The organism is Sphingomonas sp. CFBP 13603 (assembly GCF_014892665.1).
Lineage (GTDB): Bacteria > Pseudomonadota > Alphaproteobacteria > Sphingomonadales > Sphingomonadaceae > Sphingomonas.
In genome coordinates this window covers 196,132-219,517 of sequence record NZ_JADBIA010000003.1, presented here as the reverse complement: position 1 = coordinate 219,517, position 23,386 = coordinate 196,132, and the positions used below count along the sequence as shown (strand labels likewise).

Annotated in this window: 26 protein-coding genes and 1 tRNA gene; 17 read left to right on the top strand and 10 right to left on the bottom strand. The window is 58.2% G+C overall.

The genetic code is table 11. The features are described 5' to 3' along the window. Positions 1-68 precede the first annotated feature (68 nt). From IFR23_RS06495 to IFR23_RS06445, 11 genes are all read left to right on the top strand, one after another. Entirely contained in the window at positions 69-1,310 is a 1,242-nt protein-coding gene (locus IFR23_RS06495) for a ubiquinol oxidase subunit II (protein ID WP_192975183.1), read from the top strand. Between the two features lie 9 nt (positions 1,311-1,319). Further along, positions 1,320-3,320 (top strand): cytochrome o ubiquinol oxidase subunit I, encoded by a 2,001-nt coding sequence (cyoB, locus tag IFR23_RS06490; protein WP_133020319.1) that lies wholly within the window; start codon positions 1,320-1,322, stop codon positions 3,318-3,320. Positions 3,321-3,324: 4 nt separating this feature from the next. Next, positions 3,325-3,963: a cytochrome o ubiquinol oxidase subunit III gene (cyoC, locus tag IFR23_RS06485; RefSeq protein ID WP_244655492.1), complete on the top strand. Its 639-nt coding sequence runs from the start codon at positions 3,325-3,327 to the stop codon at positions 3,961-3,963. After that, positions 3,960-4,334 (top strand): cytochrome o ubiquinol oxidase subunit IV, encoded by a 375-nt coding sequence (gene cyoD, locus IFR23_RS06480; RefSeq protein WP_107963931.1) that lies wholly within the window; start codon positions 3,960-3,962, stop codon positions 4,332-4,334. The genes cyoC and cyoD overlap by 4 nt, the downstream gene beginning before the upstream one ends. Then, positions 4,334-5,056: an SURF1 family protein gene (locus IFR23_RS06475; RefSeq protein ID WP_192975182.1), complete on the top strand. Its 723-nt coding sequence runs from the start codon at positions 4,334-4,336 to the stop codon at positions 5,054-5,056. The genes cyoD and IFR23_RS06475 overlap by 1 nt, the downstream gene beginning before the upstream one ends. Then, positions 5,053-6,381 carry an ATP-binding protein gene (locus IFR23_RS06470; protein ID WP_192975181.1) on the top strand — a complete coding sequence of 443 codons (1,329 nt, stop codon included), beginning with the start codon at positions 5,053-5,055 and terminating at the stop codon, positions 6,379-6,381. Before IFR23_RS06475 ends, IFR23_RS06470 begins: the two co-directional genes overlap by 4 nt. Before the next feature lie 20 nt (positions 6,382-6,401). Further along, on the top strand, positions 6,402-6,935 hold the full coding sequence (locus IFR23_RS06465) for a response regulator transcription factor (protein ID WP_056490014.1): 534 nt from the start codon (positions 6,402-6,404) through the stop codon (positions 6,933-6,935). Between the two features lie 36 nt (positions 6,936-6,971). Then, positions 6,972-8,039, top strand: a complete 1,068-nt coding sequence (locus IFR23_RS06460) for a spore photoproduct lyase family protein (RefSeq protein ID WP_192975180.1) — start codon at positions 6,972-6,974, stop codon at positions 8,037-8,039. 76 nt (positions 8,040-8,115) lie between these two features. After that, the gene (locus IFR23_RS06455) at positions 8,116-8,910 is read left to right on the top strand and encodes a DODA-type extradiol aromatic ring-opening family dioxygenase (protein WP_192975179.1); all 795 of its coding nucleotides are present in this window, start codon (positions 8,116-8,118) and stop codon (positions 8,908-8,910) included. 10 nt (positions 8,911-8,920) lie between these two features. Continuing rightward, positions 8,921-9,493, top strand: a complete 573-nt coding sequence (locus IFR23_RS06450) for an NADPH-dependent FMN reductase (protein WP_192975178.1) — start codon at positions 8,921-8,923, stop codon at positions 9,491-9,493. 1 nt (position 9,494) lies between these two features. Beyond that, positions 9,495-10,349 carry a pirin family protein gene (locus IFR23_RS06445; protein ID WP_192975177.1) on the top strand — a complete coding sequence of 285 codons (855 nt, stop codon included), beginning with the start codon at positions 9,495-9,497 and terminating at the stop codon, positions 10,347-10,349. On the opposite strand, the gene IFR23_RS06440 is transcribed toward IFR23_RS06445, so the two are convergent. Further along, positions 10,346-11,203, bottom strand: a complete 858-nt coding sequence (locus IFR23_RS06440; RefSeq protein WP_244655491.1) for a peptidylprolyl isomerase — start codon at positions 11,201-11,203, stop codon at positions 10,346-10,348. The two genes, IFR23_RS06445 and IFR23_RS06440, sit on opposite strands and share 4 nt — an antisense overlap. Before the next feature lie 88 nt (positions 11,204-11,291). Here IFR23_RS06440 and IFR23_RS06435 point away from each other — a divergent pair. From IFR23_RS06435 to IFR23_RS06425, 3 genes are all read left to right on the top strand, one after another. After that, a tRNA-Ser gene (locus IFR23_RS06435) sits at positions 11,292-11,382 on the top strand. A gap of 178 nt (positions 11,383-11,560) precedes the next feature. Further along, complete coding sequence (locus tag IFR23_RS06430) at positions 11,561-12,856, top strand: hypothetical protein (protein ID WP_192975176.1); 1,296 nt, start codon at positions 11,561-11,563, stop codon at positions 12,854-12,856. 4 nt (positions 12,857-12,860) lie between these two features. Continuing rightward, positions 12,861-13,961, top strand: a complete 1,101-nt coding sequence (locus IFR23_RS06425) for a hypothetical protein (RefSeq protein WP_192975175.1) — start codon at positions 12,861-12,863, stop codon at positions 13,959-13,961. 130 nt (positions 13,962-14,091) lie between these two features. Here IFR23_RS06425 and IFR23_RS06420 read toward each other — a convergent pair whose 3' ends face one another. From IFR23_RS06420 to IFR23_RS06410, 3 genes are all read right to left on the bottom strand, one after another. Then, positions 14,092-14,781, bottom strand: coding sequence for a HEPN domain-containing protein (locus IFR23_RS06420; RefSeq protein ID WP_192975174.1), 690 nt, complete (start codon positions 14,779-14,781; stop codon positions 14,092-14,094). Next, entirely contained in the window at positions 14,765-15,886 is a 1,122-nt protein-coding gene (locus IFR23_RS06415) for a GmrSD restriction endonuclease domain-containing protein (protein WP_192975173.1), read from the bottom strand. Before IFR23_RS06415 ends, IFR23_RS06420 begins: the two co-directional genes overlap by 17 nt. A gap of 179 nt (positions 15,887-16,065) precedes the next feature. After that, positions 16,066-17,160: an MrcB family domain-containing protein gene (locus tag IFR23_RS06410; RefSeq protein ID WP_192975172.1), complete on the bottom strand. Its 1,095-nt coding sequence runs from the start codon at positions 17,158-17,160 to the stop codon at positions 16,066-16,068. 163 nt (positions 17,161-17,323) lie between these two features. On the opposite strand from IFR23_RS06410, the gene IFR23_RS06405 reads away from it, so the two are divergent. Continuing rightward, positions 17,324-17,869 (top strand): recombinase family protein, encoded by a 546-nt coding sequence (locus tag IFR23_RS06405; RefSeq protein WP_192975171.1) that lies wholly within the window; start codon positions 17,324-17,326, stop codon positions 17,867-17,869. 262 nt (positions 17,870-18,131) lie between these two features. Beyond that, positions 18,132-18,635 carry a hypothetical protein gene (locus IFR23_RS06400; RefSeq protein ID WP_192975170.1) on the top strand — a complete coding sequence of 168 codons (504 nt, stop codon included), beginning with the start codon at positions 18,132-18,134 and terminating at the stop codon, positions 18,633-18,635. A gap of 210 nt (positions 18,636-18,845) precedes the next feature. Here the strand turns inward: IFR23_RS06400 and IFR23_RS20600 are convergent, their stop codons facing one another. Next, positions 18,846-19,058 (bottom strand): SHOCT domain-containing protein, encoded by a 213-nt coding sequence (locus IFR23_RS20600; RefSeq protein WP_446740891.1) that lies wholly within the window; start codon positions 19,056-19,058, stop codon positions 18,846-18,848. A gap of 211 nt (positions 19,059-19,269) precedes the next feature. Next, positions 19,270-19,860 carry a zinc ribbon domain-containing protein gene (locus tag IFR23_RS06390; protein WP_192975168.1) on the bottom strand — a complete coding sequence of 197 codons (591 nt, stop codon included), beginning with the start codon at positions 19,858-19,860 and terminating at the stop codon, positions 19,270-19,272. A gap of 44 nt (positions 19,861-19,904) precedes the next feature. Between IFR23_RS06390 and IFR23_RS20525 the strand changes: the two genes are divergently transcribed. Further along, positions 19,905-20,222: a helix-turn-helix domain-containing protein gene (locus IFR23_RS20525; RefSeq protein WP_342344881.1), complete on the top strand. Its 318-nt coding sequence runs from the start codon at positions 19,905-19,907 to the stop codon at positions 20,220-20,222. Positions 20,223-21,138: 916 nt separating this feature from the next. Here IFR23_RS20525 and IFR23_RS06380 read toward each other — a convergent pair. The 4 genes from IFR23_RS06380 to IFR23_RS06365 form a co-directional block, all read right to left on the bottom strand. Beyond that, entirely contained in the window at positions 21,139-21,363 is a 225-nt protein-coding gene (locus IFR23_RS06380) for a hypothetical protein (RefSeq protein WP_192975166.1), read from the bottom strand. Continuing rightward, entirely contained in the window at positions 21,363-21,551 is a 189-nt protein-coding gene (locus IFR23_RS06375; RefSeq protein WP_192975165.1) for a helix-turn-helix transcriptional regulator, read from the bottom strand. The genes IFR23_RS06380 and IFR23_RS06375 overlap by 1 nt, the downstream gene beginning before the upstream one ends. A 162-nt stretch (positions 21,552-21,713) precedes the next feature. Further along, on the bottom strand, positions 21,714-22,895 hold the full coding sequence (locus IFR23_RS06370; protein ID WP_192975164.1) for a tyrosine-type recombinase/integrase: 1,182 nt from the start codon (positions 22,893-22,895) through the stop codon (positions 21,714-21,716). A gap of 193 nt (positions 22,896-23,088) precedes the next feature. Further along, a complete protein-coding gene (locus tag IFR23_RS06365) occupies positions 23,089-23,373 on the bottom strand; it encodes a hypothetical protein (protein WP_192975163.1) in 285 nt (94 codons plus the stop codon). Positions 23,374-23,386 lie beyond the last annotated feature (13 nt).

Sequence of the window (23,386 nt, the reverse complement as noted above, 5' to 3'; positions counted from 1 at the left end):
TGCAGTGCAGCGCCCATTGGACAAATTGTCCACTGTAGCGCGGCGAAAGCGAGGCGTAGGGGATCCGCATGATCGTTGAGAAAACCGTTTCCCGCGCGAAAAAATGGCTGGCCGTGCTGCCGCTTGCGCTGCTCACCAGCGGCTGCAACTGGGTCGTGATGTCGCCCTCGGGTGATATCGCAGTGCAACAGCGCGATCTCGTGCTGATCGCGACCGGGCTGATGCTGTTGATCATCGTGCCGGTGATCTGCCTCACGCTGCTGTTCGCGTTCCGCTACCGGCAGTCGAACAAGACCGCGAAGTACGAGCCCAACTGGGATCACTCGGTCGGCCTCGAGCTGTTGATCTGGGGCATTCCGCTGCTGATCATCATCGCGCTCGGCGCGCTGACATGGACCAGTACGCATCTGCTCGATCCGTACCGCCCGCTCGGCCGGATCAAGCCCGATGCGCCGACGCTCGCGAACAACGTGCCGGTCGGCAACCTGGTCGACAAGCAGCAGCTGGCGAACGGCGTCGGCAAGCCGCTCGAGGTTCAGGTCGTCGCGCTCGATTGGAAGTGGCTCTTCATCTATCCGGAATACGGCATCGCCACGGTCAACGAACTGGCCGCGCCGGTCGATCGCCCGATCCGCTTCCAGATGACCTCGTCGTCGGTGATGAACGCGTTCTACATCCCTGCGCTCGCCGGCATGATCTACACGATGCCCGGCATGCAGACGACGCTGAACGCGGTGATCAACAAGCCCGGCAATTACGAGGGTTTCTCGTCCAACTATAGCGGCGCGGGCTTCTCGGGGATGCGCTTCCGCTTCCACGGCGTCAGCGACGCTGGCTTCCAGGCCTGGGTCAACCAGGTCAAGCAGCGCGGCGGCGGCCTCAATCGTGCAAGCTACCTCCAGCTGGAGAAGCCGAGCGAGAAGGTCCCGGTCCGCTACTACAATGCGGTCGAGGCGAACATGTTCAAGCTGGTCGTCGAGCAGTGCGTCCAGCCCGGCAAGGTCTGCATGTCGCAGATGATGCACGGCGGCAAAGGCGGGGGGGACTCGCACGCCGGCATGGCGATGCCGGGCGTTAACGGCGGCAAGGGCCCGCAGGATTCGTCCGAGCGAGTCGAAGGCGCGTTGATGAAGGACGCGGACGAAAAGGGAAGCGGCAACCACTGGACCGCGCCGGCCGACATAAAACAGGACGGCGCCAACAGCGCGCCCGGCTCGCAGTCCAACCGCAATCACACGATGTTGATGCCCCAGAAGAATGGGCTGACCCCCTCCACCATGCCGGGCACGCGCCCCGTCGCGAACGGCTAGAGAACCATCATGAACGACACCCTGTTGAAGACTATCTTCGGCCGCCTGACCCTGGAGTCGCTGCCGCTGCACGAACCGATCGTCGTCGCCACCTTCGCGATGGTGGCGATCGGCGGGCTCGGGCTCGTCGCCGCGCTGACCTATTTCAAGGTCTGGGGCTATCTCTGGAACGAGTGGTTCACGAGCGTGGACCACAAGAAGATCGGGATCATGTACATGATCCTGGCGATCGTCATGCTGCTGCGCGGGTTCTCTGACGCGATCATGATGCGCGCACAGCAGGCGATGGCGTTCAACGGTTCCGAAGGATACCTGACCGCGCACCACTACGACCAGGTCTTCACCGCGCACGGCGTGATCATGATCTTCTTCGTGGCGATGCCGATGGTCACGGGTCTGATGAACTATGTCGTCCCGCTCCAGATCGGCGCGCGCGACGTGTCGTTCCCGTTCCTCAACAATTTCAGCTTCTGGATGACCACGGCCGGTGCCGTGATCGTCATGATGTCGCTGTTCATCGGTGAGTTCGCGCGGACCGGCTGGCTCGCGATGCCGCCCCTCTCGGGACTGGCGTACTCGCCCGACGTCGGTGTCGATTACTATATCTGGGCCTTGCAGATCGCGGGCATCGGGACGCTGTTGTCCGGCGTCAATCTGGTCGCGACCATCGTCAAGATGCGCGCGCCCGGCATGACCATGATGAAGATGCCGATCTTCACCTGGACGTCGCTCTGCACCAACATCCTGATCGTCGCCGCCTTCCCGGTGCTGACCGCGGTTCTCGCGATGCTGTCGCTCGATCGCTACATTGGCACCGCGTTCTTCACGAACGACTCGGGCGGCAATCCGATGATGTACGTCAACCTGATCTGGATCTGGGGTCACCCCGAGGTCTACATCCTGGTCCTGCCGGCGTTCGGCATCTTCTCGGAAGTCACCTCGACCTTCTCGGGCAAGCGCCTCTTCGGCTACAGCTCGATGGTCTATGCGACGCTCGTCATCACGATCCTCGCCTATCTCGTCTGGCTGCACCACTTCTTCACGATGGGGTCGGGCGCGAGCGTGAACTCGTTCTTCGGCATCACCACGATGATCATCTCGATCCCGACAGGGGCCAAGATCTTCAACTGGCTGTTCACGATGTACAAGGGCCGGATCCGGTTCGAACTGCCGATGATGTGGACGATCGCCTTCATGGTGACCTTCACGATCGGCGGCATGACCGGCGTGCTGCTCGCGGTGCCGCCAGCCGACTTCGTGCTGCACAACTCGCTGTTCCTGGTCGCGCATTTCCATAACGTGATCATCGGCGGCACGCTGTTCGGCATGTTCGCCGGCATCAACTATTGGTTCCCGAAGGCGTTCGGCTTCAAGCTGGACAAGAAGTGGGGCACGGTATCGTTCTGGTGCTGGGTGGTCGGCTTTTACTTCGCGTTCATGCCGCTCTACGTGCTCGGCCTGATGGGCGTGACTCGCCGGATGCGCTATTTCGACGATCCGAACCTGCAGATCTGGTTCGTCATCGCCGCCTTCGGTGCAGCGCTGATCGCAGCCGGCATCGGTGCCTTCCTGCTCCAGATCTTCGTCAGCATCCGCAACCGCGAAGCGCTGGCCGATCACAGCGGCGATCCCTGGGGTGGGCGTACGCTGGAGTGGGCGACCTCGTCGCCGCCACCGGAGTACAACTTCGCGTTCACGCCGATCGTCCACGACCTGGACGCCTGGTACGACATGAAGGAGCGCAAGCACGAGCGGCCTGTGACCGGCTTCAAGTCGATCCACATGCCGAGCGGCACCGGCACGGGCGTCGTGCTCGCCGGCCTCAGCGTGGCGTTCGGGTTCGCGATGATCTGGTACATCTGGTGGCTCGCAGGGCTCACGCTGGTCGGCATCTTCGCGACGACGATCTTCCACACGTTCAACTACAAGCGCGACTTCCACATCCCGGTCGAGGACGTGATCGCCAGCGAGGACGCGCGCACCCGCCAGCTCGCGACCCAGGGAGCCTGACGCGATGTCCGCAATACCCATGAAGGACGGCCTGAACGAGACCGAGAAGGTCTCGTTCTATGAGCTGGACGAGCACGAGCATCCCGAAGGCAGCAGCACGATGCTGGGTTTCTGGATGTACCTGATGAGCGATTGCCTCATCTTCGCGGTGCTGTTCGCGGCCTATGCCGTGCTCGGCAACAGCTATGCCGGCGGCCCCAGCCCGAAGGAGATCTTCGAGCTGCCGCTGGTGGCGGTGAACACCGCGATGCTGTTGTTCTCGTCGATCACCTACGGCTTCGCGATGCTGTCGATGGAGGAAGGTCGCCAGCGCATCATGCAGATGTGGTTGGCGTTCACCGGCCTGTTCGGCCTGTGCTTCCTGTCGATCGAAATGTACGAGTTCGCCACCCTCATCCATGAGGGTGCGGGCCCGACCCGCAGCGCGTTCCTGTCGTCGTTCTTCACGCTCGTCGGCACGCACGGCCTCCACGTCACGATGGGCTTCATCTGGCTCGTCACGCTGATGGTGCAGGTCCAGAAGCACGGCCTAATCGCTGCCAACAAGCGCCGCCTGATGTGCCTCAGCATGTTCTGGCATTTCCTCGACGTCATCTGGATCGGCGTCTTCACCTTCGTCTATCTGATGGGCACCCTACGATGAGCGACCCCCACGCAAACACGCACGACGCGCATGCGGATCATGACCACGCAGCGCACGGCACGCGCGGCAGCTACCTGAAGGGGTTCTTCCTCTCGGTCATCCTGACCGCGATCCCGTTTTGGATCGTCATGACCGACGCGTTCAAGGATCCGTCGACCGCCGCGCTCGTCGTGATGGTCTTCGCGGTCGCGCAGATCGTCGTCCACATGATCTACTTCCTGCACATGAGCGGCAAGTCGGAGGGCGGCTGGACGATGATGGCGTTGATCTTCACGATCATTCTCGTCGTCATCACGCTCAGCGGGTCGATCTGGGTGATGTACCACATGAACACGAACATGATGCCGATGCAGGCCGCGGCAGACATGTGATGAAGACGCGACCGGGCCCTGCCGTCTATGTCGCAGGTCTGGTTGCGCTGCTGCTGTTCGCCGGGTTCATGGCGCTCGGCATCTGGCAAATCGAGCGCCGCACCTGGAAGCTCAACCTGATCGAACAGGTCGCGGCGCGCTCTCACGCCGCGCCGGTCGCTCCGCCGGGGCCAGCCTCCTGGAACGCGATCACCGCCACCACTGACGCCTATCGCCGCATCCGCCTCGACGGCACCCTCGATAATTCGCGAGAAACGCTGGTCCGCGCCGCCACCGCGCTCGGCAGCGGCTATTGGGTCGTGACCCCCTTGCGGACCGCCCAAGGCTTCACCGTCCTCGTCAACTGCGGCTACGTCTCGCCCGAGCAACGCGTCGCGCATACCAAGCCGACCGGCTCGGTCACGATCACCGGCTATCTCCGCATCACCGAGCCGGGTGGCGGCTTCCTGCGCCACAACGATCCCGCCACCGGCAAGTGGTATTCGCGCGATGTTGATGCGATCGCCAGCGCGCGTGGCCTGTCGAACGTAGCGCCCTATTTCGTCGACGCGGACAAGTCCGGCACGGCCGCCCCCGTCGGCGGCCTGACGATCATCGCCTTCCCGAACAACCACCTCGTTTATATGCTGACCTGGTTCGCACTCGCCGCGATGACGATCGTCGCTTTCGCCGTGTTCGTGCGGCAGGATGCCCGCAAGCGGCGGGGGGCGATCGACACATGACGTCGTCAATGGCGGGGCAGGGGGTTGCACGACAGAGCTGGCAGCGCTGGCTCGCGCTCGCCACAGCCCGCACCGATGCGACCGGCAACGCCAACATGCGCCAGCTCGTCACGCTGCGCTGGATCGCCGTCGCCGGCCAGTTCGTCACGATATTGTTCGCCCGGTTCGCGCTCGGCTTCGACCTGCCGATGGTGCCGATGCTCGCGGCGCTGGCGGCGGGTGTCGGCCTCAACCTCGTCAGCATGCCGCTCTACGGGTGGCGCAAGGGGGCCAATATCCAGCTCCTCCTCGCGCTCCTGTTCGACGTCGGCCTGCTCACCACGCAACTCTATCTCGCCGGCGGCGCGACCAACCCGTTCATCTCGCTCTATCTGCTCCACGTCGTGCTAGGCGCGGTGCTGCTCGATCGCTGGTCGAGCTGGGCGATCGTCGCCGTCACCGCCGCCTGTTTCGGCGTGCTAACACTCTATTACCGTCCGCTGATCCTCCCCCCCGATTATAGCGGCGAATATTTCCTGCTCTACACGATCGGCTCGCTGCTCTGCTTCATGCTGATAGCGACGCTTCTGATGCTGTTCATGACCCGCATCACCGGAAACTTGCGCGCCCGAGACACGCGCCTCGCCGATCTTCGCCAGCAGGCCGCGGAGGAGGATCACATCGTCCGCATGGGCCTGCTCGCATCCGGCGCCGCGCACGAACTCGGCACGCCGCTCGCATCGATCGCCGTGATCCTAGCCGATTGGCGCCGCATGCCGACGCTCGCGCAGGACGCCGACCTCCAGGCCGAGATCGTCGAGATGCAATCCGAAGTCCAGCGCTGCAAGGCGATCGTCACCGGCATCCTCCTGTCCGCCGGCGAGGCGCGCGGCGAGGCGCCCGAGATCATGCCGCTCCACCAGCTCCTCGACGGAATCGTCGACGAGTGGCGCGCGGTGCATCCGTCGGTCGATTTCGACTATACCACCCGAGTCGGCGACGATCCGCAGGTCGTGTCGGACCCCGCGCTGAAACAGGTGATCGCCAACGTGCTCGACAACGCCGCCGAAGCCTCGCCGCACTGGGTCGCGTTCCGCGGCGAACGCAGCGATGGCGACCTCGCGCTGATCGTCCGCGACCGCGGCCCCGGCTTCAGCGACGAACGCCTCGCCAGTTTCGGCAAACCCTACCAGTCGAGCAAGCGCGAACCCGGCCACGGTCTAGGCCTGTTCCTCGCGGTCAACGTTATGCGCAAGCTCGGCGGCGGCGTGTCCGTCGTGAATTGCGAAGGCGGTGGCGCGGAAGTCACGATTACCATGCCCCTCTCCGCGATCGCCCTGTCATGACAAGCACCGTGACGGACGCCATGACCGAACCGAAACTCCTGGCCATCGTCGAGGACGACGAGACCTTCGCCCGCACGCTCCGCCGCTCGTTCGAACGCCGCGGCTACGAAGTGATGCAGGCCGCCAGCCACGAGGAGCTCGTCGAGCAACTGGCCGAGCGCACCCCGCGCTACGCCGTCGTCGACCTGAAGCTGGGCGGCGCGTCCGGCCTCGTCTGCGTCCAGACCCTTCACGCGCACGACCCGGAAATCCTCGTCGTCGTCCTCACCGGCTTCGCGAGCATCGCCACCGCGGTCGAGGCGATCAAGCTCGGCGCCTCGCACTATCTCGTCAAACCCTCGAACACCGACGACATCGAAGCCGCGTTCGATCGTACCGAGGGCAGCGTCGATACCGAACTGTCCGAGCGCCCGACCTCGATCAAGACGCTCGAATGGGAGCGCATCCACACCACGCTCGCCGAAACCGATTTCAACATTTCGGAGACCGCGCGCCGCCTCGGCATGCATCGCCGCACGCTCGCACGAAAGCTCGAGAAACGCCCGGTAAAATAGCCGCAACGCTTGGCCGGGCGCGCGCGTTGACGGTCGATGCCAGCGCCAAAACCCTCACGACTCTGGCAGCCGAAGCGACTGCTCGCGACCCCGTCCGCGCTGACCTGGGAGCACGGTGCCGAGATTGCCGCCCGCGCGACCGCGCTCGGCGTACCCGTCACGACGCTACCGAGCGACCGTCTCAAGCTCGACTTCCCTGACGACTCCCGCCGCGCCTATGCCGAAGCCAAGGCAACGCTGGCGCTGGTCGTCGCGCCGCCGTCGAAGCGCAAGCTCCAGCCGATCGCCCCCAGCGCCGACTGGCGAATCGACCTCGCCGAGGGCTGCCCCGCGCATTGCGGCTATTGCTACCTCGCCGGCTCGCTGAAAGGCCCGCCCATCACGCGTGTCTACGCCAACCTGCCCGAGATCCTCGCCGAACTCCCCGCGCACCTCGGGCAGGGCACAGTAACCTCGCGCTCGACCGCCCGCGCGCATGAAGGCACGACGTTCGAGGCGTCCTGCTACACCGACCCGCTCGGCATCGAGCACGTCACCGGATCGCTCTCCGCGCTGATCGCGCATTTCGGCGCGTGGGAGGCGGACGTGCAGTTGCGCTTCACCACCAAGTTCGACGCGGTCGAGCCACTGCTGACGCTAGACCATCACGGCCGCACCCGCATGCGCGCCTCGATCAACCCCGCCGCCTATGCACGCTTCGAGGGCGGCACGAGCCCCGTCGCCGCGCGGCTGGTGGCGCTTAGGAAAATGGCAGACGCGGGCTACAAGATCGGCCTGACGGTTGCGCCGATCATCGCCGCCGAGGGCTGGCGCGAGGCGTATGGCGACTTGCTGGCGGAGGCGGGCAGGGTGCTCGCCGACATCCCCGACGTGACAATCGAATTGATCACCCACCGCTACACCCCCGGATCGAAGGCGGTGCTCGAAACCTGGTACCCCGGCTCGTCGCTCGACCTCAGCATGGCCAACCGCACCGAGAAACGCACCAAGTTCGGCTCGGTCAAATACGTCTACGACGCCGACACGATGCGCGCGCTCCGCAGCTTCTTTCAGGACGAGGTCGCGGCCAAGCTCCCGCAGGCGCGCATCCTCTATTGGACCTGACCGCCGCGCCAACCGGCAACGCAGCGTTGCCATTCGCGACCTTCCGATCGCCGCCACCGCCGCCTACCTCGAGACTATGACAAACTCCCGCCAGCCAACCCTCTTCATCCCGCACGGTGGCGGGCCCTGTTTCTTCATGGACGACCCCGCCGGCACCTGGACCGGCATGGCCGCGTACCTCCGGTCGATCGCCGCCTCGCTACCCGAAAAGCCCAAGGCGATCCTCGTCGTCTCCGGCCACTGGGAAACGCGAGGCATCGCGTTCACCGGCGCCGCAACGCCGCCGCTGATCTACGATTACGGCGGCTTCCCCGCGCATACCTACGAGATCCGCTACGACGCGCCCGGTGATCCCGCCTTGGCCGTCCGCGCCGCCGGCCTGCTCCGCGAAGCCGGCCTGACCGCCAATGTCGACCCGACACGCGGGCTCGATCACGGCGTCTTCATCCCGATGAAGGTCGCGTTCCCCGACGCTGACATTCCGGTCGTCGAGATGTCGGTCGACCGCGATCTCGACCCGGCACTCCACGCCGCCGCCGGCCGCGCGCTCGCTCCGTTACGCGACGAAGGCGTCCTGATCGTCGGCTCGGGCATGAGCTTCCACAACATGCGCGGCTACGGCGATCCCCGCTTCACCGCGCCGTCCGAAGCCTTCGACCAATGGCTGACCGCCGCGGTCGAGTCCGAACCGACCGCCCGAGCGACAGCGCTAGCGGGCTGGGCCGAAGCCCCCGCTGGACGCCTCTCGCACCCCCGCGAAGAGCATCTCCTCCCGCTGATGGTCGCCGCCGGCGCCTCCGATCAGCCCGGTACGCAGGTCTACAACGAGCGCGTGCTGCAAACCGCAATCTCCAGCTACCGCTTCAACTAAAGGAATTCCCATGGCTCTTCCCGTCCTGCTCGCGATCTCCGGCAGCCTGCGCCGCGGCTCGTACAATACCGCGATCCTGACCACGCTTGGCGAAGCGATCACCGACAAGGCCGCGCTGACGGTCTTCGCGCTGAACGACGTGCCCCTCTACGATCAGGACGCCGACACCGACACGCCCCCCGCCGCCGTCGCAGCCCTGCGCGCGGCAATCGGCGCGGCCGACGGGATCGTCATCGCCAGCCCCGAATACAATCATGGCATGTCCGGCGTCCTGAAGAACGCGCTCGACTGGGCCTCACGCCCGCACGGCAAGGCGACGCTCACGGGCAAGCCCGTCTTCACGCTCACCTCGTCGCCCGGCGCAGTCGGCGGCGCACGCGCGCACGCGCAACTGAACGAGACGCTCGCCTCGATCGGCGCCCGCACCGTCCTGCGCCCACAAGCCGTCGTCGGCGCCGTGCACGAGAAGATCGCCGACGGTCGCCTGACCGACCAGCGCACGCTGGACTTCCTCGTGGCCGGCATCGACGACCTGCTCGCCTACATCGCGCGGCCCACCACCGCCGACCGCGAGGCCTCCTGACATGCGCCACGTCCTCGACCAGTATCCCGCCCAGCGCGACGACATTGCCGACCTGGTGACCCGCCGTCCGCTACCGGGCCCCGGCCTGCCGCAGGTCGATCCGTTCCTGTTCCTCAACCACCACGGTCCGCAGACCTATCGTCCCGGCAATAGCGGCCTGCCGTTCGGCCCACACCCGCACCGTGGCTTCGAGACGGTCAGCTTCATCCTGAAGGGTGAGATGGCGCATCTCGACAGCGGTGGCCATGAGAGCGTCATCCGCGCGGGCGGCGTCCAGTGGATGACCGCCGGCTCGGGCTTGATCCATGCGGAGATTTCGCCCGCATCCTTCAAGCGCGACGGCGGCTCGCTGGAGATCCTGCAACTCTGGGTCAATCTCCCCGGCCGGCTCAAGATGACCAAGCCCGCTTATACCGGCCTCCAACGCGAGGACATTCCCGCGATCCCGGTCGAGGGTGGCACCGTGAACCTGATCTCCGGCACGTTCGCCGGACGACAGGGCCCGTTTGAATCCCTCACCGACGTCGCGATGATGACGATTGAACTCGAAGCCGGCGCCAAGGTCGACCTGCCAGCCCCGACCGGCCGCGCGGTTTTCTTCTACGTCGTGGCCGGCTCGCCCTCGGCGAACGACACGCCGATCAAGCCACACCACCTCGCCACGTTCGACAACGAAGGCGACGCGATCACCGTCACGACCGAAGCCCCCGCCACGATCCTCTACGGCCACGCCGACCCGATCGGCGAACCCGTCGTCTCACACGGCCCCTTCGTCATGAACACCCGTGAAGAGATCGTCCGCGCGATCGAGGACTATAACGCCGGCCTGTTCGGCAAGCCGCCCGTCATCCGCTAGGGCGCTTTACGCACCGGGGGCAGCGCGGCACAGATGTCGGCGCCCCCGGCAGGCACCGTAAAGAACGGCCCCGCCCGGTTCTCGCGCGAGGCGATCCACGCCACGAACCGCGGATTGTCCGTCGCGCGATATTCGAAATGCGGTCGCTCGCCGGCGGGCAGTTCGCTCGCGAGGCGTGCGGACACGATCGGGCTACGCTCCCCCTCGGTCTTGTAGAACCCCAGATCCCCCGTCCCGCGCGGTAGCGACGACAGCCACTCGACCCCGTCGATCACGCGTCCGACCACCGCGATGTTCCGATCGAGCGCACGCGGCGAATGCCCGATCACGGTATACAATTCAGCGCCGCTCCCCGTGCTCGGCGCCAGATCGCGCGCGACGCCGACCATGCCGTAGCAATGCGGCACCCACTCGGTCGCGCCATTGCCCGCGAGCGGCCACCCGTCGCGACTATACCCCGCCCATTCGGCATAAGGATCGCGCTGCGACAGCCGCGCCACCGTCGTCGGCCCGGCATGCGAATATTCCGCCGGTGGATTCGCGACGACGCCCGCGACCAACGGTTTCTTCTCGGTCGCATCACCCCATTGCGCGACGTAATTGTCCTGCAACCGGTAGACGCTCGTCCCAGCATCCCACCAATGCGCCCGCGCCAACTTGCGTATGTTCGCGACGTGCACCGGCGCATAGCGAGGCGCCAACCGCACGGTAAACCGGTGCCCATTGACCAGGGTGAACACCATTAGTTCGTCGTCCGGGACCGCAACCCAGTCCGCCGGCACCGGATCGGACGGGAGCGTCGCGGCGGCCGGAACGGCCTGCGCAAGCATGGCGGCGAGAAGGATATTCATCATCCCCGCAGACTGCCCGAGGCCGTCCCCGCACGCAATCGCTTGCGCGCGCGCGAAACCCGCACTAGCAGACCCGCTTCCAGAGCAATGCGGAGCGGTGGCCGAGTGGTCGAAGGCGCTCGCCTGGAAAGTGAGTATACGTCAAAAGCGTATCGTGGGTTCGAATCCCACCCGCTCCGCCACCTTCCTTTGGAAGGCGTTGAAAAAGCTGACAAAAACGATATTCGTCGTTCTCCGCCCCACATTCCAACCAACACCCGTTTGCAGGCAAGGCCGAAGAGCGCTAGCTTTGATCTATCGGCGCTAGCTATTAAGCGGGTCACGCGCTTACGGCGACGTTCTGGCTGAGGGGATGGTTTGGTGACGGCTGACGCTTTGAAGGGCAAACGGCTCGCGGAATTTGCTAGCGACATTCAAACGGGCGTAGGGGCTTTCGAAGTCGGCGAGTTCGATGACCTCAGGATGATCGGCATGGCAGCGTCTCTTGCTGTCCAGCTCCGGGGGCTTCCAGAGCTTGATTACTTGATCCTCGCGCGCGTCTCGGATAGCCTGTTCAATATTCCTGCTGTGGCCTTAAAGCCCGTACTGCGCATGTTAAGCGAAGCTGGAATGCTCCGGTTATACGAGGTCGGTAGAACCATCACTAAGGTCGACCCCGAAGTTCCGTATTTTGAGGATGTGTATCGCATAATAGGTGACTATTCGTCGGAGTTCGTGCTGAACGAGACTGAACAGGCGATGGTCGCAATTATGTCGCGCCTACAGGAGCGACCAGAAAACAAGGATAGCCTTGTTGCAAAGACCGGCATGGAGAAGACACTGGCAGACAGGTGCCTGACTATTGGTGGGGAAAGCGGGCTCATCACCGGCCATCGTGCCCGGGAACAGACCGTTTTGCTTAGCCCCGTTTACTTCGCTGATAATAACCAAGGACTGGCGGACCTTTTGGCAAAAGCCGGCGGCGATGACTTCGCTCGCGTTTTAACAGTGCTTAAAGGCCATCAAGGTTGGCCGTTAAGTATGATTATTGCAAACCAAAAGATCGCGGGTCAGCCTTTAACCGCAACGCAGGTTGAGCTAATCCAGCTTCTAGCTGCGGAGAATATGCTTAAGCCGCCAACCATTGAAATTGGTGCTTTTAACGAAACCTTTGTTTTTACGCCAAGGCCAGGCTCAGCCCGTTTGTCTCCCGGCAATAGAGAGATATATGAGCGAGCTATGGCCCTGCTATCGGCGGTACGAAAGGGTCAGCTTCTACCATTTAGCTACGGCATCAGAAACCCGGCGGTACTTTTAAAAGCCTTGCTTCGAGACGGTTACTTGAATTCAAATACGGAAGCATTTCAGCAATATAATAAGGTAGCATCAACTTTTAATATTGGTTATTTTGTTCAAACGAAACCAGGATGGCATCAGTTCCATCTGCGCAAAACCGAAGAAAATGAAGAGGCGGTGCGCCTGGCTATAATGTTGGCGGAGGGGGGCAATGCCCGCGTAGAAATGCGCGAGGATAAGCAAGCGCGTGCTCTTCTGCAAATGGACGACAAATATGTAAACTCGGTCCTTGGCAGCCGTGCGCTTCGGGAACGTCAAAAGATAACGCCAAGTGCTGCTACCAAAGAGCAGTGGGAACAACTCACTTTGATGCTGGTATAAATTCATGGCGAGAAGCGATAAAGACAATCCGGCTAAAGAGCAGGCTCTCAAGTTCTGTGTAAGCTCCGGTGTAATGACATTTTTAGAGGTTGACGTTTATAATGTCGTCGAGCTTACGAGTGCGCCGAAGAAGATTACCGACATTGACGTACTTGGCATATCCTTGCGACAGGACGGCTCGATTGCGCGGACGGTCTATGACTGTAAATGTTCGGGTGGTCCTGCCTTTGCAAGAGCACTCTGGCTAAGTGGGCTTATGCAATACACGGGGATCGACGATGGTCTTATCCTCATGGGAAAGTCTGCTGAGCGTGCACATCGCCTTGCGGCGCGTAAGCTTAATGTAAACGTCTTTGGTTCGAATGCGTTTGACAATTACGCGGCAGCAACAAGCGTCGAGTATAAGCTTTTGAAGTCTCATGCCGGAAATATCGAAAATTGGCATCGTGCTTATGATGGCGCGCTTAATCAGCCAGCGATCCAAAGTATACTCGCTATTATTCAGCAGGAAGTGCCGCTAAGCAACGATCCGGCAAGATCGATCAGACGGCTTATATCACGCACGCTCCCCTTCAAGGGCGAGTTGAACCCAAACAAGCCGCTTCATATGTTTGCGTTTGTTGAATTCGTAACTTCGATATCTCTGCTTCTAAATATGATAGTAGCCGATATCAGAAATATCGTTGACCTTAGCGAGGGTGAGGGAGACTTTTTGAAGGTTGTCCGGTACTATCTCTGGGGCGGTCCAGAAGGTGTCGCTAACCTAAAGCGCATGTATGAAATTTTGAAAACGCATGACAGCACGACGGAACAGGAAACTGCGTTGATCGCTTGGCCTCAATTTGTCCAGCTTGTCCGCGGGCTCTTGGAATCTCCAACGCACGTACGCAACGCGGTTATAGCTCTTCGGGAGCTTAGCCTACGGCAGGTCGCGGACGTTGATGACGGAGCGGATATGAGATTAGGCCGTTTGTTTGCTGCCCCGCGTGCAAGGCAATTTGCAAAGCGGCTAGGAGGCTATTCGGCTAGCGCTCTTAGGTTGCCTAGCGAATTCGCCGATCGAATGGATGTGCAAATCGATCAACTAGTGGCGAAAGTCGGTTAGGACTGAATTGAAAGTTTTCGAAGTTATCAATGGGCGCTTTCCGGTGTTTGCCGGTACAAGATACCAGACTGATTAATAGCATATCGCTGTTCGGACCAACTAACGTCAGATTCGTGATCATTAGGCAGCCTCAAAGGGCGGCAATGTGACTTGTCAGAACGTCTTTCACTGCGGCCGCAATGCCTACGACAAAAACATGGTCGCCTTGAATATCGACCCGAGTAGCACCGGAAATTCTACCCTCATGAGCAGCCTGATTACGGCGTCGAACAAACGTATTTAGGTTGCTTTCAATCAAGCTTTTAGAAAAGGTGCGGTTGAGGGTATCGCTGTAGTTGCTTGCGAGCTTCTGGATAGGATCAGCTACGCCAAACCGGTTGAACATCTTTTTTAACGTCTCAGCGTTGGGATTTGCGTCTGTGGAATCAAAGCTTTTTGGATGAATGTTTCCACCCGCGACGGCGGAAGTGTAATTCTCAATCATCGATATCATTTCTATTCGGTCAATACCTTTCGCGCGAGAGGACCAGTTGATAAAGCCGTTAAGATTATTCCAATAAAATTGCTGACCTAAGCGATCGTCTTTAGCATCTGGGAATCGTTGATTTAGTTCGCCTGCACATTCATGAAAGGACCGTTTTAAGAAGCTTTCAAATCTGCCGCATGTCAACGTGACATAAGCAGAAAGAAGAGTTTCACTACGGGGCCGCGATCTTTTGGAGGCTGGGTTCTTAATCCTCGCTTCAAGCGTAAGAAATAGATGATTTCTTTTTAAGTCGAAAAGAAATGACTTCATTTCTTGATCAAGGGCGGCGGTCATCAATTACCTCGTCGAGGAGATTTTTCAAACGCGCAACCCGTGACTTTAGGTAGCTCGGCGTGTTCGTAGCGGCGTCGACCGATCGTTGGAACTCCGGCTCCGTAAAGAGAAGTTTGAACTTTTCGACAATGGTCACTTTATGCAATTCGAGATCGGATATGTCATAGTCTTGTAATGCTAGCATTTGTGCATCGTACAGAGACGCTAGTACGTGATTTCTCCATGACTGCTTATCAGGCTGCCACCTCTGAAAGCAGTTTTCGCCAAATACAGCTGATACTTTGCTTACAGTGAGGTAAAAATCGTCAATTAGAATTTTCACCTTATCGGGCTTGGAGTTTCTATTTTTCTCCATGAATGAGTCTAGCTGGCGTTTTACGCCGCCCTTGAAGTCTGCCCATGTTTTGGAAAATGTCAGGTAGCGGAGTACCAGTTCTGAATCTCGCATTTCTTGGTAAATCTTGCTGTCGGACTTCTTTGCGACGCCCATAACTCTGTAGAATCGATCGCTTTCACCGGCTTTGTTGATCGCTGAGTTCAGGTCGCCCGCGAAAATGTTGTTTCTAATCTCTTGCGCATTCAGCGGTACGCCCCCGGTATTTAGTCGCTGGAAAACCTCGTACTTAATTGCGGGATCAGATTGCCGTAATACAATGATAGCGCGAAGCGTGGGCCTGGTTCTTAAGATGGTTTGTAGATCACGCGGGAGGTCTCGGAAGTATAGTCCGTTAAGCTCGAAAAAAACCTGTAAGTTTTGAAGCGGCATCGCGTTATTGAAGAAATCCTGTATCGCAGATATGCGCTGTTTTCCATCGATCACGGAGTATCGACCGTACCGATCTTCGTTGAGGTAGATCGGGGGTATCGGAACGTTAAGCAGCAAAGATTCTATAAGCTTCGACTTTTTCTTTTCATCCCATCTAAAGCGCCGCTGAAAATGCGGCTTCATATCGATTGTGTTTTCATCGGCCAGATCACGAAGTGTACCTAGATTGTAATCAGCCTGGGCTGTGACGAGCTCTTTCTGTCGATTGCTCCAAAACGCTAGATCGTCGTTGGTCTCTTCCTCAAGATCGTTGAAGTCTAAATCCACATCGTCGCTCACGGGTAGCTCTCCTAACGGCAGGCCAAATCATGAAGACAGATGGCTGTCGCGACAAGGGCATTTAGATGCATCCGAAAACGGTCGGTTGCGAGAAGGCGGCCGAAATGTATCGAAAATAGATTAGCGGTGTTTCGTCCGTCGCCGCTGTTGCGATACACCCTTTCGATGGGGTGTAGCGATTACGGTAGGGCGCACATGTAGCTAAGTGGGGTCAGCTGGCAGGACTCAACGACAAACGGGTCAAGAACGGACACCTGCCCCCCAACAGCTTTTGTCCTGGCCTCTATCAGATCGATTCCGTGAACCACGATCAGGATATTAGCCGGATGTACACGGCGATGTAGTTCGACCTCGTTTGCGGTTAGGATCACTTGCCCATACGAAGACGTAGTGCCCTTGACCTCAATGTGATGCTGGACACCGTCGCGTGTTCCAAGAAAGTCGCACGAATGAGTAGCGTGCACGTCTCTTACGGTCGTAAACGCATTCGCAGTCAACCACGTCAACGCGGCCGACATAGCGTGCTGCTCAACGGCCTGACGTTCGAGAGTTGATAGACCGAACCCTTGTCCACCCGAAGCTGTTCGCTTCGAGCCGGGTCTAGCGACCGCGCTAACTGCGTCGATAGCTTCAATCATTTCAGGGGGCGGCGAGCTCGGTGCCTTCCCTAGTTCCTGTGCCCTATAAAGCTCGCCGAGAATGGCGACGGCTTGAAGCGCGTCGCGAGCGAGCTCACTATCATCAGGCAGGTTCCCGGCGGCATATGTCTTGGAGAACGCCGCCGTACTTTCATATGCTTTAGACAGCGTCGCAATCGAGCCGAGGTTCACCCCCTCGACCATTCCCATGAGTGCGGCCTGTTTGCTAACCAGTCCTCTAGCCCATGCCATGAGTGTCGCGGCTTCATCGAATGTACGAGGCTTAAAATCACGGCCGTCAAACCGCGTAGAGCCATGACTGATGCATAGCGCTACTCCTTCCCCGTCCTGACGAAACAGGTAAACGACGTACCAGCCATTTTGAGCGGAAGGCGAAAGCTCCGGCGAGTGAACGCGAACCCAAGGGACGAATGTCTTCAATCCCGTCCCGTCGCGGCCTTGCACGTTTAATCGTCCACGAAACGGTAGCACGGCATTCGGTTGTGCGGCTGACCAGGTGCGTAGCTCATTAGGAATCACGTTTCGGATCAGATCGCCACGTTCCTGCATCAGCGCAGTGTTTTGGGATGAGAAATCGTGTTGGAGGGTCAAGACCTCCTGGAAGTAGTTGCGCATGAAAGGAAGCTACCGGTTCCCGCCATATCAGCAAGGTCGCTCGGATGGGTATACCTTAGCGAGACAAAGCTTTGAGACAAAGGAACCGTCTCATTAGGGTTTGACTCGCGATAACGAGACAGGCAGTATCGATCCTCAAAGAAGCTATTGAGACGAATCAGCCATGTCGACAATTCTCGGTTACGCCCGCGTTAGCAGTGACGATCAGGATTGCTCTGTTCAAGAGGACGCCTTGCGAGCCGCCGGTTGCACCGTAATCCGCTCGGAGAAGATCAGCGGCACGACAACAGAGGGGCGGCACGAACTCGACACGCTCCTATCTTTCGTCAGGACCGGCGATACGCTCATGGTGACGCGCATCGATCGGTTGGCGCGTTCGGTTGCTGATTTGGAGAAGATAGTCGCGGCCTTAAAGGCGAAAGGAGCCTTTCTGCGCGCCACGGAACAGCCGATCGATACCTCGACGCCCGCCGGACTGGCGTTCCTTCAAATGCTAGGCGTCTTTGCGCAGTTCGAAACAGCGATCCGCAAAGAGCGTCAGATGGAGGGGATAGCCAAGGCGAAGGTCAAGGGTGTTTACAAGGGACGTAAGCCGTCTGTGGACGTAGCTGCGGTGCGCTCGCTGCGTAATGAAGGCGTCGGCCCAAGTGATATAGCGAAGCGCTTGGGGATAGGCAGGGCAAGCGTATACCGCGCCTTGGGAGTTTAAATAACCTTCCCGAGGCAATGGCTGATGAAGCCGAAAACCGTTCGAGCAATAGCGCGGCAAATGCTCGCCCACGTCCAAATCGACGGAAACAAAGGGCTCAAACAAAATCGGGTATCGCCCGTAGCATTTTACTTTTTAGGCTAGGTTTGTAAGAATTGAACAGGCCGTTTCGCAGCGTACCATTTCGAGCGCATTGAATAACGTTGACGCATCGCTGACCTATCGACAACACTCTTCATTTTTCGGTGATGGGAGAGTGGGGATGGGTGAAGGATACAACTTTGATAAGTTCAAAAAGGCAATTCTCGATCTAAGTGTATCGACCGATTGGGATAGCGCGAAGGCCGAGTGGCAACTCAATATGGTATATGAAGACCCTTCTGATAGATCGTGCGAGTGTGAACATTCACCGATCCACCAGATTTGCGTAATCAAGAATGAGAAGAATAGTAAGATCGCAGAAGTTGGAAATGTCTGCGTACAAAAGTTCCTGCGCCTAATGTCGAACAGAGTGTTTGCAGTTATACGCCGCCTACGCTGGGACCTTAACAAGTCGCTAAACCCCAACGCACTTCAATTGTTTGAGGACCGTGGCATCATATCGCCGTCCGAACGACAGGACTATTTACGATATTGGCGTAGGAGAAAAAATATGAGTGACGCACAGAGGGCGCAGAAGCTATCGATTAACGAACGTGTATTAGCCTATGTTGATAAGGCTACTGTGGAAATGATTGCAACTTCCAAGGCGGCATTGGCAAAATAGCTAGTTAATAGGGCGGCAATATCTTATATCTGCCACATCTATTGCCTGAACTGAAAGTGCAATAGTTTTGGCGAGAATTGTTCGTATGATAACTGGCAGATACGTGATAAAACTTCCGGGATCGACGGCGACGGGCAGGGCAGTTTAGGTTTTTTGATCTTGCGCCCCCATCGGCGTTGGCTGGTGCCCTGCTTGCCCTTTAGATCGCCTTTAAAGCCGGGAGATTATAACCTTCCGCTGGTTTTGATACTCCTGCTCGCTCAACAGTCCTTGTGCTCGTAGATCGTTAAGGCGGCGAAGCCGTGGCTCGGGCGCTTCATCAACCGCCGCAGTGGGTTTCTTTGATCGGGCATGGGGCCTTGTAACAGGGCTATCGACGCGCACCCGTGGCGGCTTCTTCGCCGTGTGGTTCTTTCCTGACATGCTGACGATTGCCGCGAGCAAGCCAAGCACGAAGCCACCTATGAGCATTCCTCCAAAGCCGCCGATAACGTTGCCAACGAAGCCGCCGAGTAGGAGTCCAGCCCCCGTTCCAACGGTTCCTATCTGATCGCCCTTCTATTGACGCAAGCAGTAAGGACAGACCTCGCCAGCAAAGGCGATCTTCATCCCGCATCCCGTGCAGTGCAAATCTCTACCGCCCCAGCTTGTCGTGTAACCGCTTCTGCACGGCGGCCTTGAAGCGCTTGGCTTCGACTTCTCCAACTGTGCAGGTCTGACGTTCGTCGTTGAAGGCGTCGATTGCAGAAGTGTATGCGGAATATGACGGCGAGAACGGATCGACATGAGCGGGCGCGATCTTGCCGCGTTGAAGCTTAGAGTCGAAATAGAAATCCTGAAAACCAATGTACGCGCCGAAGGAGTTTTTTCCGTTAACCTTCCCGGTGACACATCGGTCATTCGAGTAGATATCTTCGAATTGGGCAGCCGAGGGGTCTAGGAAGTCCTTTGTAACGAACGCCTTACCTTGAAGTTCGATATTCGGGTCATCTGTCCCCGTAGCAGCCTCGGGCATTCGCAATAAGAAGGCCGTGAGAGCCGCCGCAGCTAACAAACCAAATACCCATATCATCAACATGCCGTAGTTAGGTGACGGAGCATTTTTATCGGGGAGTGCCCCGGAGAGCGGAGCGGTATCAAACCGATAGCCACAATGCTTACACGCCTTTGCAGCAGCCTTGACCGTCTCGGCGCATTCCGGGCAAGTCTTCTCGTCTGCTTGCATTCACTCATCCCCCACGCTGACGGCTTTGCGCCCACTCTACCGGGATGGCATTACACGATTACTGTGTAAAGTGCGGCTCGCGGCATTGCCGACCGATGGCAACGGGACGAACGTCGACAACGAAGGGCTTTCAGGATGAGCGCTATCGGGTGCTTATTGGAATGCTGGTCGCTGCACGGAAGTCGGCAGGGCTAAGCCAGGGCGCACTGGCAGACCTACTACATCGGCATCAGCAGTTCGTCAGCCGCTATGAGACAGGCGAGCGGCGGCTCGATGTGGTGGAGTTTGTAGACATAGCGCGAGCGCTCGCGATCGATCCGGCGGCGGCAGTAAGCGGCGTGTCACCTGCGTCTACAGAATGACGAAGTCCTAGCCTAACGAGGGGTAGGGCAGAGGAATGGAATCAGTCAGAAGTTGATTTTTAAATCCAACCTCACAAGTTAATGACGAGTGCGGAACACGGGTGCGGTTACGCGGGCTGGAACCCGCCCCCGAACGTGCCCTATTCCCCGTTTTAAGCCCCGCACAGCGTTATTTGCATAAAACAGCCAGTACCATGGGCTCGAGCGCTATGCCTCCTGTACGGGGTTGTATAAGCCGTGTATAATCTAAAGGCCTGTAATCGAATCTAGTTATAAAATACTCTTGCATTTAAATATATTTAAGTTTGTTTACTGTTTCAGTAAGTAAATTAAACTTACTACTTTATTAACAATGTTGACTTAACTGACGCATGTTGACATAATAACCGCGAGACTTATCCCGTCTTGGCCCTAAAGGGATTTGGATTGAGTAGCCACTCTGGTTAGCGAAGGTGATGTATCACTGATGCGCTCGGAACCTGCCATCGAAATCTACTAGATCAAGCCGCGGGATCAAGCTGCTTTGGAGGAATTTATAACCTTCCGCCTCCCCCGACCGCTAACAACCTGCGTAGGGGATAATCCGGCCTAATCGAAAGATAGGGTGATACACTCCTTGTGGGTTCACAAGGTATCATACGCGGGCTGGCCCCCGTTCATTCCTTTCAAGGGAATGGCAAATAGGTAGCCGGGATAAACAAAGCACGTTGGTTTAGGGCAAGCATTCCGCTTGATACGGCTTTAGCTTCAACGCTAGGCAACTAAGATGTTCAATATCTCTTCAATATAGAAGATGTATCTCTTAGTGTATCACCCTAGCGGAAGGTAAAGCCGTATCTTACTAGATTAGGTCCACCAATACCAAGCTCAGGTCGGGCTCGGCATGGCATGGCAGGCTCAAAGTATCGTTTAAGCGTTAATCACATCCTTGATCCAAGAGATCAATCTTCTGATCGGTACCTGGGTAACCATTAAGGCCCGCAACAAGCTTGCTACGAACCTTTTGCAAGCCGCCCCTGACCTGCCTTAGAGCCTTCCTCTCAAGGCCACTGGTGTTTGCAATTGCCCGATCTAATAGCGCAATATCGTCACGCCACCGTTGAGCGGTGTCAAACATTTCACCCATGGTTACGTCCGCCATCAAACTTCTCCAATCTCGCGCGCTGAAACCCAATTGTTGATATGGCTTTCATACCAGCCGACTGCACGTCGGCCGATCTTGCGAGGTTTCGGAAATTCGTTGCGGCTCATTGCGGCATAAATGGCGCTACGTTTAAGGCCAACGATATGTTCGACTTCTGGTCGCCGGATAATGCGTTCTATAGTCATGAATTGCCTCCTTAAAAAAGAAGACAATCCAGATACACGCGAAAATGGCATCGTCAACCATCTTTATTTTGATAGGTTGGAAACGTTTAGGATAAAAACTGTTTGGATATTGTAAACGTTTTAGATGCTGAGATTCAAAGTCTAAAGGAAAATATCACAAGATTAGTTCTCTAAGTACGTTGCCCAGTCAGCCATAACCTTGGAGCGCTTTGAAAGTAAGCTAGACCTGGCGTAGGCAGCTTCGGTTTTGTCTTTAGTAACGTGAGCCAAACAGAACTCTATCACTTCTCGCGCGTGCGCCGTCTCGTCTCCGGCCCAGTCGCGGAAGCTTGATCGAAAACCGTGAGGAACGGCCGCGATATTCAGTTCTTTCATCAGCTTCGAGAGCGTATTTTCCGAGAGGGGGCGGTCTTTTTTTGTGCCTGGAAAGACCAGATCGGACTCTGCCTGGCGAAGAATGCGTGCTTCTCCCATGATGGCGAGGCAGCGTTTCGAGAGTGGAACACAGTGATCCTTTTTGGCCTTCATCCTGGCCGCCGGGACAGTCCATAGGCCCGCATCTATGTTGAATTCGCTCCAACGAGCCTTCAAGCTTTCCGAGGGACGCGTCGCGGTCAGAACCATGAATTCGAAAGCCAGTTTCGTTGCTTGAGTCGCGTTGCTCGCCTTCACCGTTGCGATGGCGTGCCTGACGGCCCCGCACGGCAACGCAAGCCGGTGGACTACCTTGGAGCGGTCGTGACGCGGCAGGGCTTTCGTAATCGCCTCCGCAGGATTGTCCGTGCGCCAGCCCTGCGCCATCGCGTGCTTCATCACCGTTCCGATGCGCTGCTTTACCCGACGCGCAGTTTCCTCGTTTACCGTCCAGATCGGCATCAGCACGGCAAGCACGTCAGCGTTTGTCACCGTGTCAATCCGCTTCGAACCAATCGTTGGGAAAGCGTAGGCGGTGAGCGTGTTAATCCATTGCTGCCCATGCTTTACGTTGCGCCATGTTGGCTCGGATAACTTGTGGACGCGCTTAGCTGCTTCTTCGAACGTCAGGATGCCCGTAGAGCGTCGTTTTGCAGCGATAGGGTCTTCACCCGACCGTGCTACCTTTCGGTGCTGTAAGGCCTGTTCTCGGGCGTCTGCTAGGCTAACCAGAGCCGCCGATCCCAGTCCTATGTCTCGACGTTTACCCTGTATAACGATGCGCTGAAACCAACGCTTGGCACCCGACTTATCGACTTTGAGGTAGAGGCCATTGCCATCACCATAGGAGCCCGCCTCCTTAAGGTTTCGGATGGTTGCGTAGGAAAGGCGCTTTTCCTTGTGCGCGCCGACTGGTTTGATACCTGACATAAGCCCACATATCACCCCACATAATAAATGGGAATATGCCCGACCTTGCTGGAACTTGTCGGAACCCTCTTTTAAAAAGCTGTTATAAAACAGCCTTCTATGGATGGCGCTGGAACAGGTAGGAACAGCAGTCGGATGACACCCGCTCCGCCACCCCTACCTCGAACCACCGGCCCGTTGGCTGTATCGGCGGCTAGGTCGCCGATGCCAGGATGCAGTATACGAGCACCGGCACGCCGATCAGCAGGATGATGAACAGAAGGTTGAGTTCCATCAATCGACCCAACCAGTTTGGCGGGCTTTCCCTCAGATCTTCCACGTCGGATTTGGAATAGTCCTGAACGACCTCCATTCGGAAGTCGTTGGAAAAGAAATGCTTCGGCCGCATTCTCAGAAAAGGTCGCGACGGATCGCTCGGTTCCTGATGATCCTTACCGGGAGATCCGTGCTCGTCCGAATTTTGAATGTCGTCTGCCACTGTACGGTTTCCA

What these genes read in the sequence shown, in the direction of transcription:
- IFR23_RS06495 (WP_192975183.1), top strand. Translation starts at nt 69, where the DNA reads ATGATCGTTGAGAAAACCGTTTCCCGCGCGAAAAAATGGCTGGCCGTG.
- cyoB (WP_133020319.1), top strand. Translation starts at nt 1,320, where the DNA reads ATGAACGACACCCTGTTGAAGACTATCTTCGGCCGCCTGACCCTGGAG.
- cyoC (WP_244655492.1), top strand. Translation starts at nt 3,325, where the DNA reads ATGTCCGCAATACCCATGAAGGACGGCCTGAACGAGACCGAGAAGGTC.
- cyoD (WP_107963931.1), top strand. Translation starts at nt 3,960, where the DNA reads ATGAGCGACCCCCACGCAAACACGCACGACGCGCATGCGGATCATGAC.
- IFR23_RS06475 (WP_192975182.1), top strand. Translation starts at nt 4,334, where the DNA reads ATGAAGACGCGACCGGGCCCTGCCGTCTATGTCGCAGGTCTGGTTGCG.
- IFR23_RS06470 (WP_192975181.1), top strand. Translation starts at nt 5,053, where the DNA reads ATGACGTCGTCAATGGCGGGGCAGGGGGTTGCACGACAGAGCTGGCAG.
- IFR23_RS06465 (WP_056490014.1), top strand. Translation starts at nt 6,402, where the DNA reads ATGACCGAACCGAAACTCCTGGCCATCGTCGAGGACGACGAGACCTTC.
- IFR23_RS06460 (WP_192975180.1), top strand. Translation starts at nt 6,972, where the DNA reads ATGCCAGCGCCAAAACCCTCACGACTCTGGCAGCCGAAGCGACTGCTC.
- IFR23_RS06455 (WP_192975179.1), top strand. Translation starts at nt 8,116, where the DNA reads ATGACAAACTCCCGCCAGCCAACCCTCTTCATCCCGCACGGTGGCGGG.
- IFR23_RS06450 (WP_192975178.1), top strand. Translation starts at nt 8,921, where the DNA reads ATGGCTCTTCCCGTCCTGCTCGCGATCTCCGGCAGCCTGCGCCGCGGC.
- IFR23_RS06445 (WP_192975177.1), top strand. Translation starts at nt 9,495, where the DNA reads ATGCGCCACGTCCTCGACCAGTATCCCGCCCAGCGCGACGACATTGCC.
- IFR23_RS06440 (WP_244655491.1), bottom strand. Translation starts at nt 11,203, where the DNA reads ATGATGAATATCCTTCTCGCCGCCATGCTTGCGCAGGCCGTTCCGGCC.
- IFR23_RS06425 (WP_192975175.1), top strand. Translation starts at nt 12,861, where the DNA reads ATGGCGAGAAGCGATAAAGACAATCCGGCTAAAGAGCAGGCTCTCAAG.
- IFR23_RS06420 (WP_192975174.1), bottom strand. Translation starts at nt 14,781, where the DNA reads ATGACCGCCGCCCTTGATCAAGAAATGAAGTCATTTCTTTTCGACTTA.
- IFR23_RS06410 (WP_192975172.1), bottom strand. Translation starts at nt 17,160, where the DNA reads ATGCGCAACTACTTCCAGGAGGTCTTGACCCTCCAACACGATTTCTCA.
- IFR23_RS06405 (WP_192975171.1), top strand. Translation starts at nt 17,324, where the DNA reads ATGTCGACAATTCTCGGTTACGCCCGCGTTAGCAGTGACGATCAGGAT.
- IFR23_RS06400 (WP_192975170.1), top strand. Translation starts at nt 18,132, where the DNA reads ATGGGTGAAGGATACAACTTTGATAAGTTCAAAAAGGCAATTCTCGAT.
- IFR23_RS20600 (WP_446740891.1), bottom strand. Translation starts at nt 19,058, where the DNA reads ATGTCAGGAAAGAACCACACGGCGAAGAAGCCGCCACGGGTGCGCGTC.
- IFR23_RS06390 (WP_192975168.1), bottom strand. Translation starts at nt 19,860, where the DNA reads ATGCAAGCAGACGAGAAGACTTGCCCGGAATGCGCCGAGACGGTCAAG.
- IFR23_RS20525 (WP_342344881.1), top strand. Translation starts at nt 19,905, where the DNA reads ATGGCATTACACGATTACTGTGTAAAGTGCGGCTCGCGGCATTGCCGA.
- IFR23_RS06380 (WP_192975166.1), bottom strand. Translation starts at nt 21,363, where the DNA reads ATGGCGGACGTAACCATGGGTGAAATGTTTGACACCGCTCAACGGTGG.
- IFR23_RS06375 (WP_192975165.1), bottom strand. Translation starts at nt 21,551, where the DNA reads ATGACTATAGAACGCATTATCCGGCGACCAGAAGTCGAACATATCGTT.
- IFR23_RS06370 (WP_192975164.1), bottom strand. Translation starts at nt 22,895, where the DNA reads ATGTCAGGTATCAAACCAGTCGGCGCGCACAAGGAAAAGCGCCTTTCC.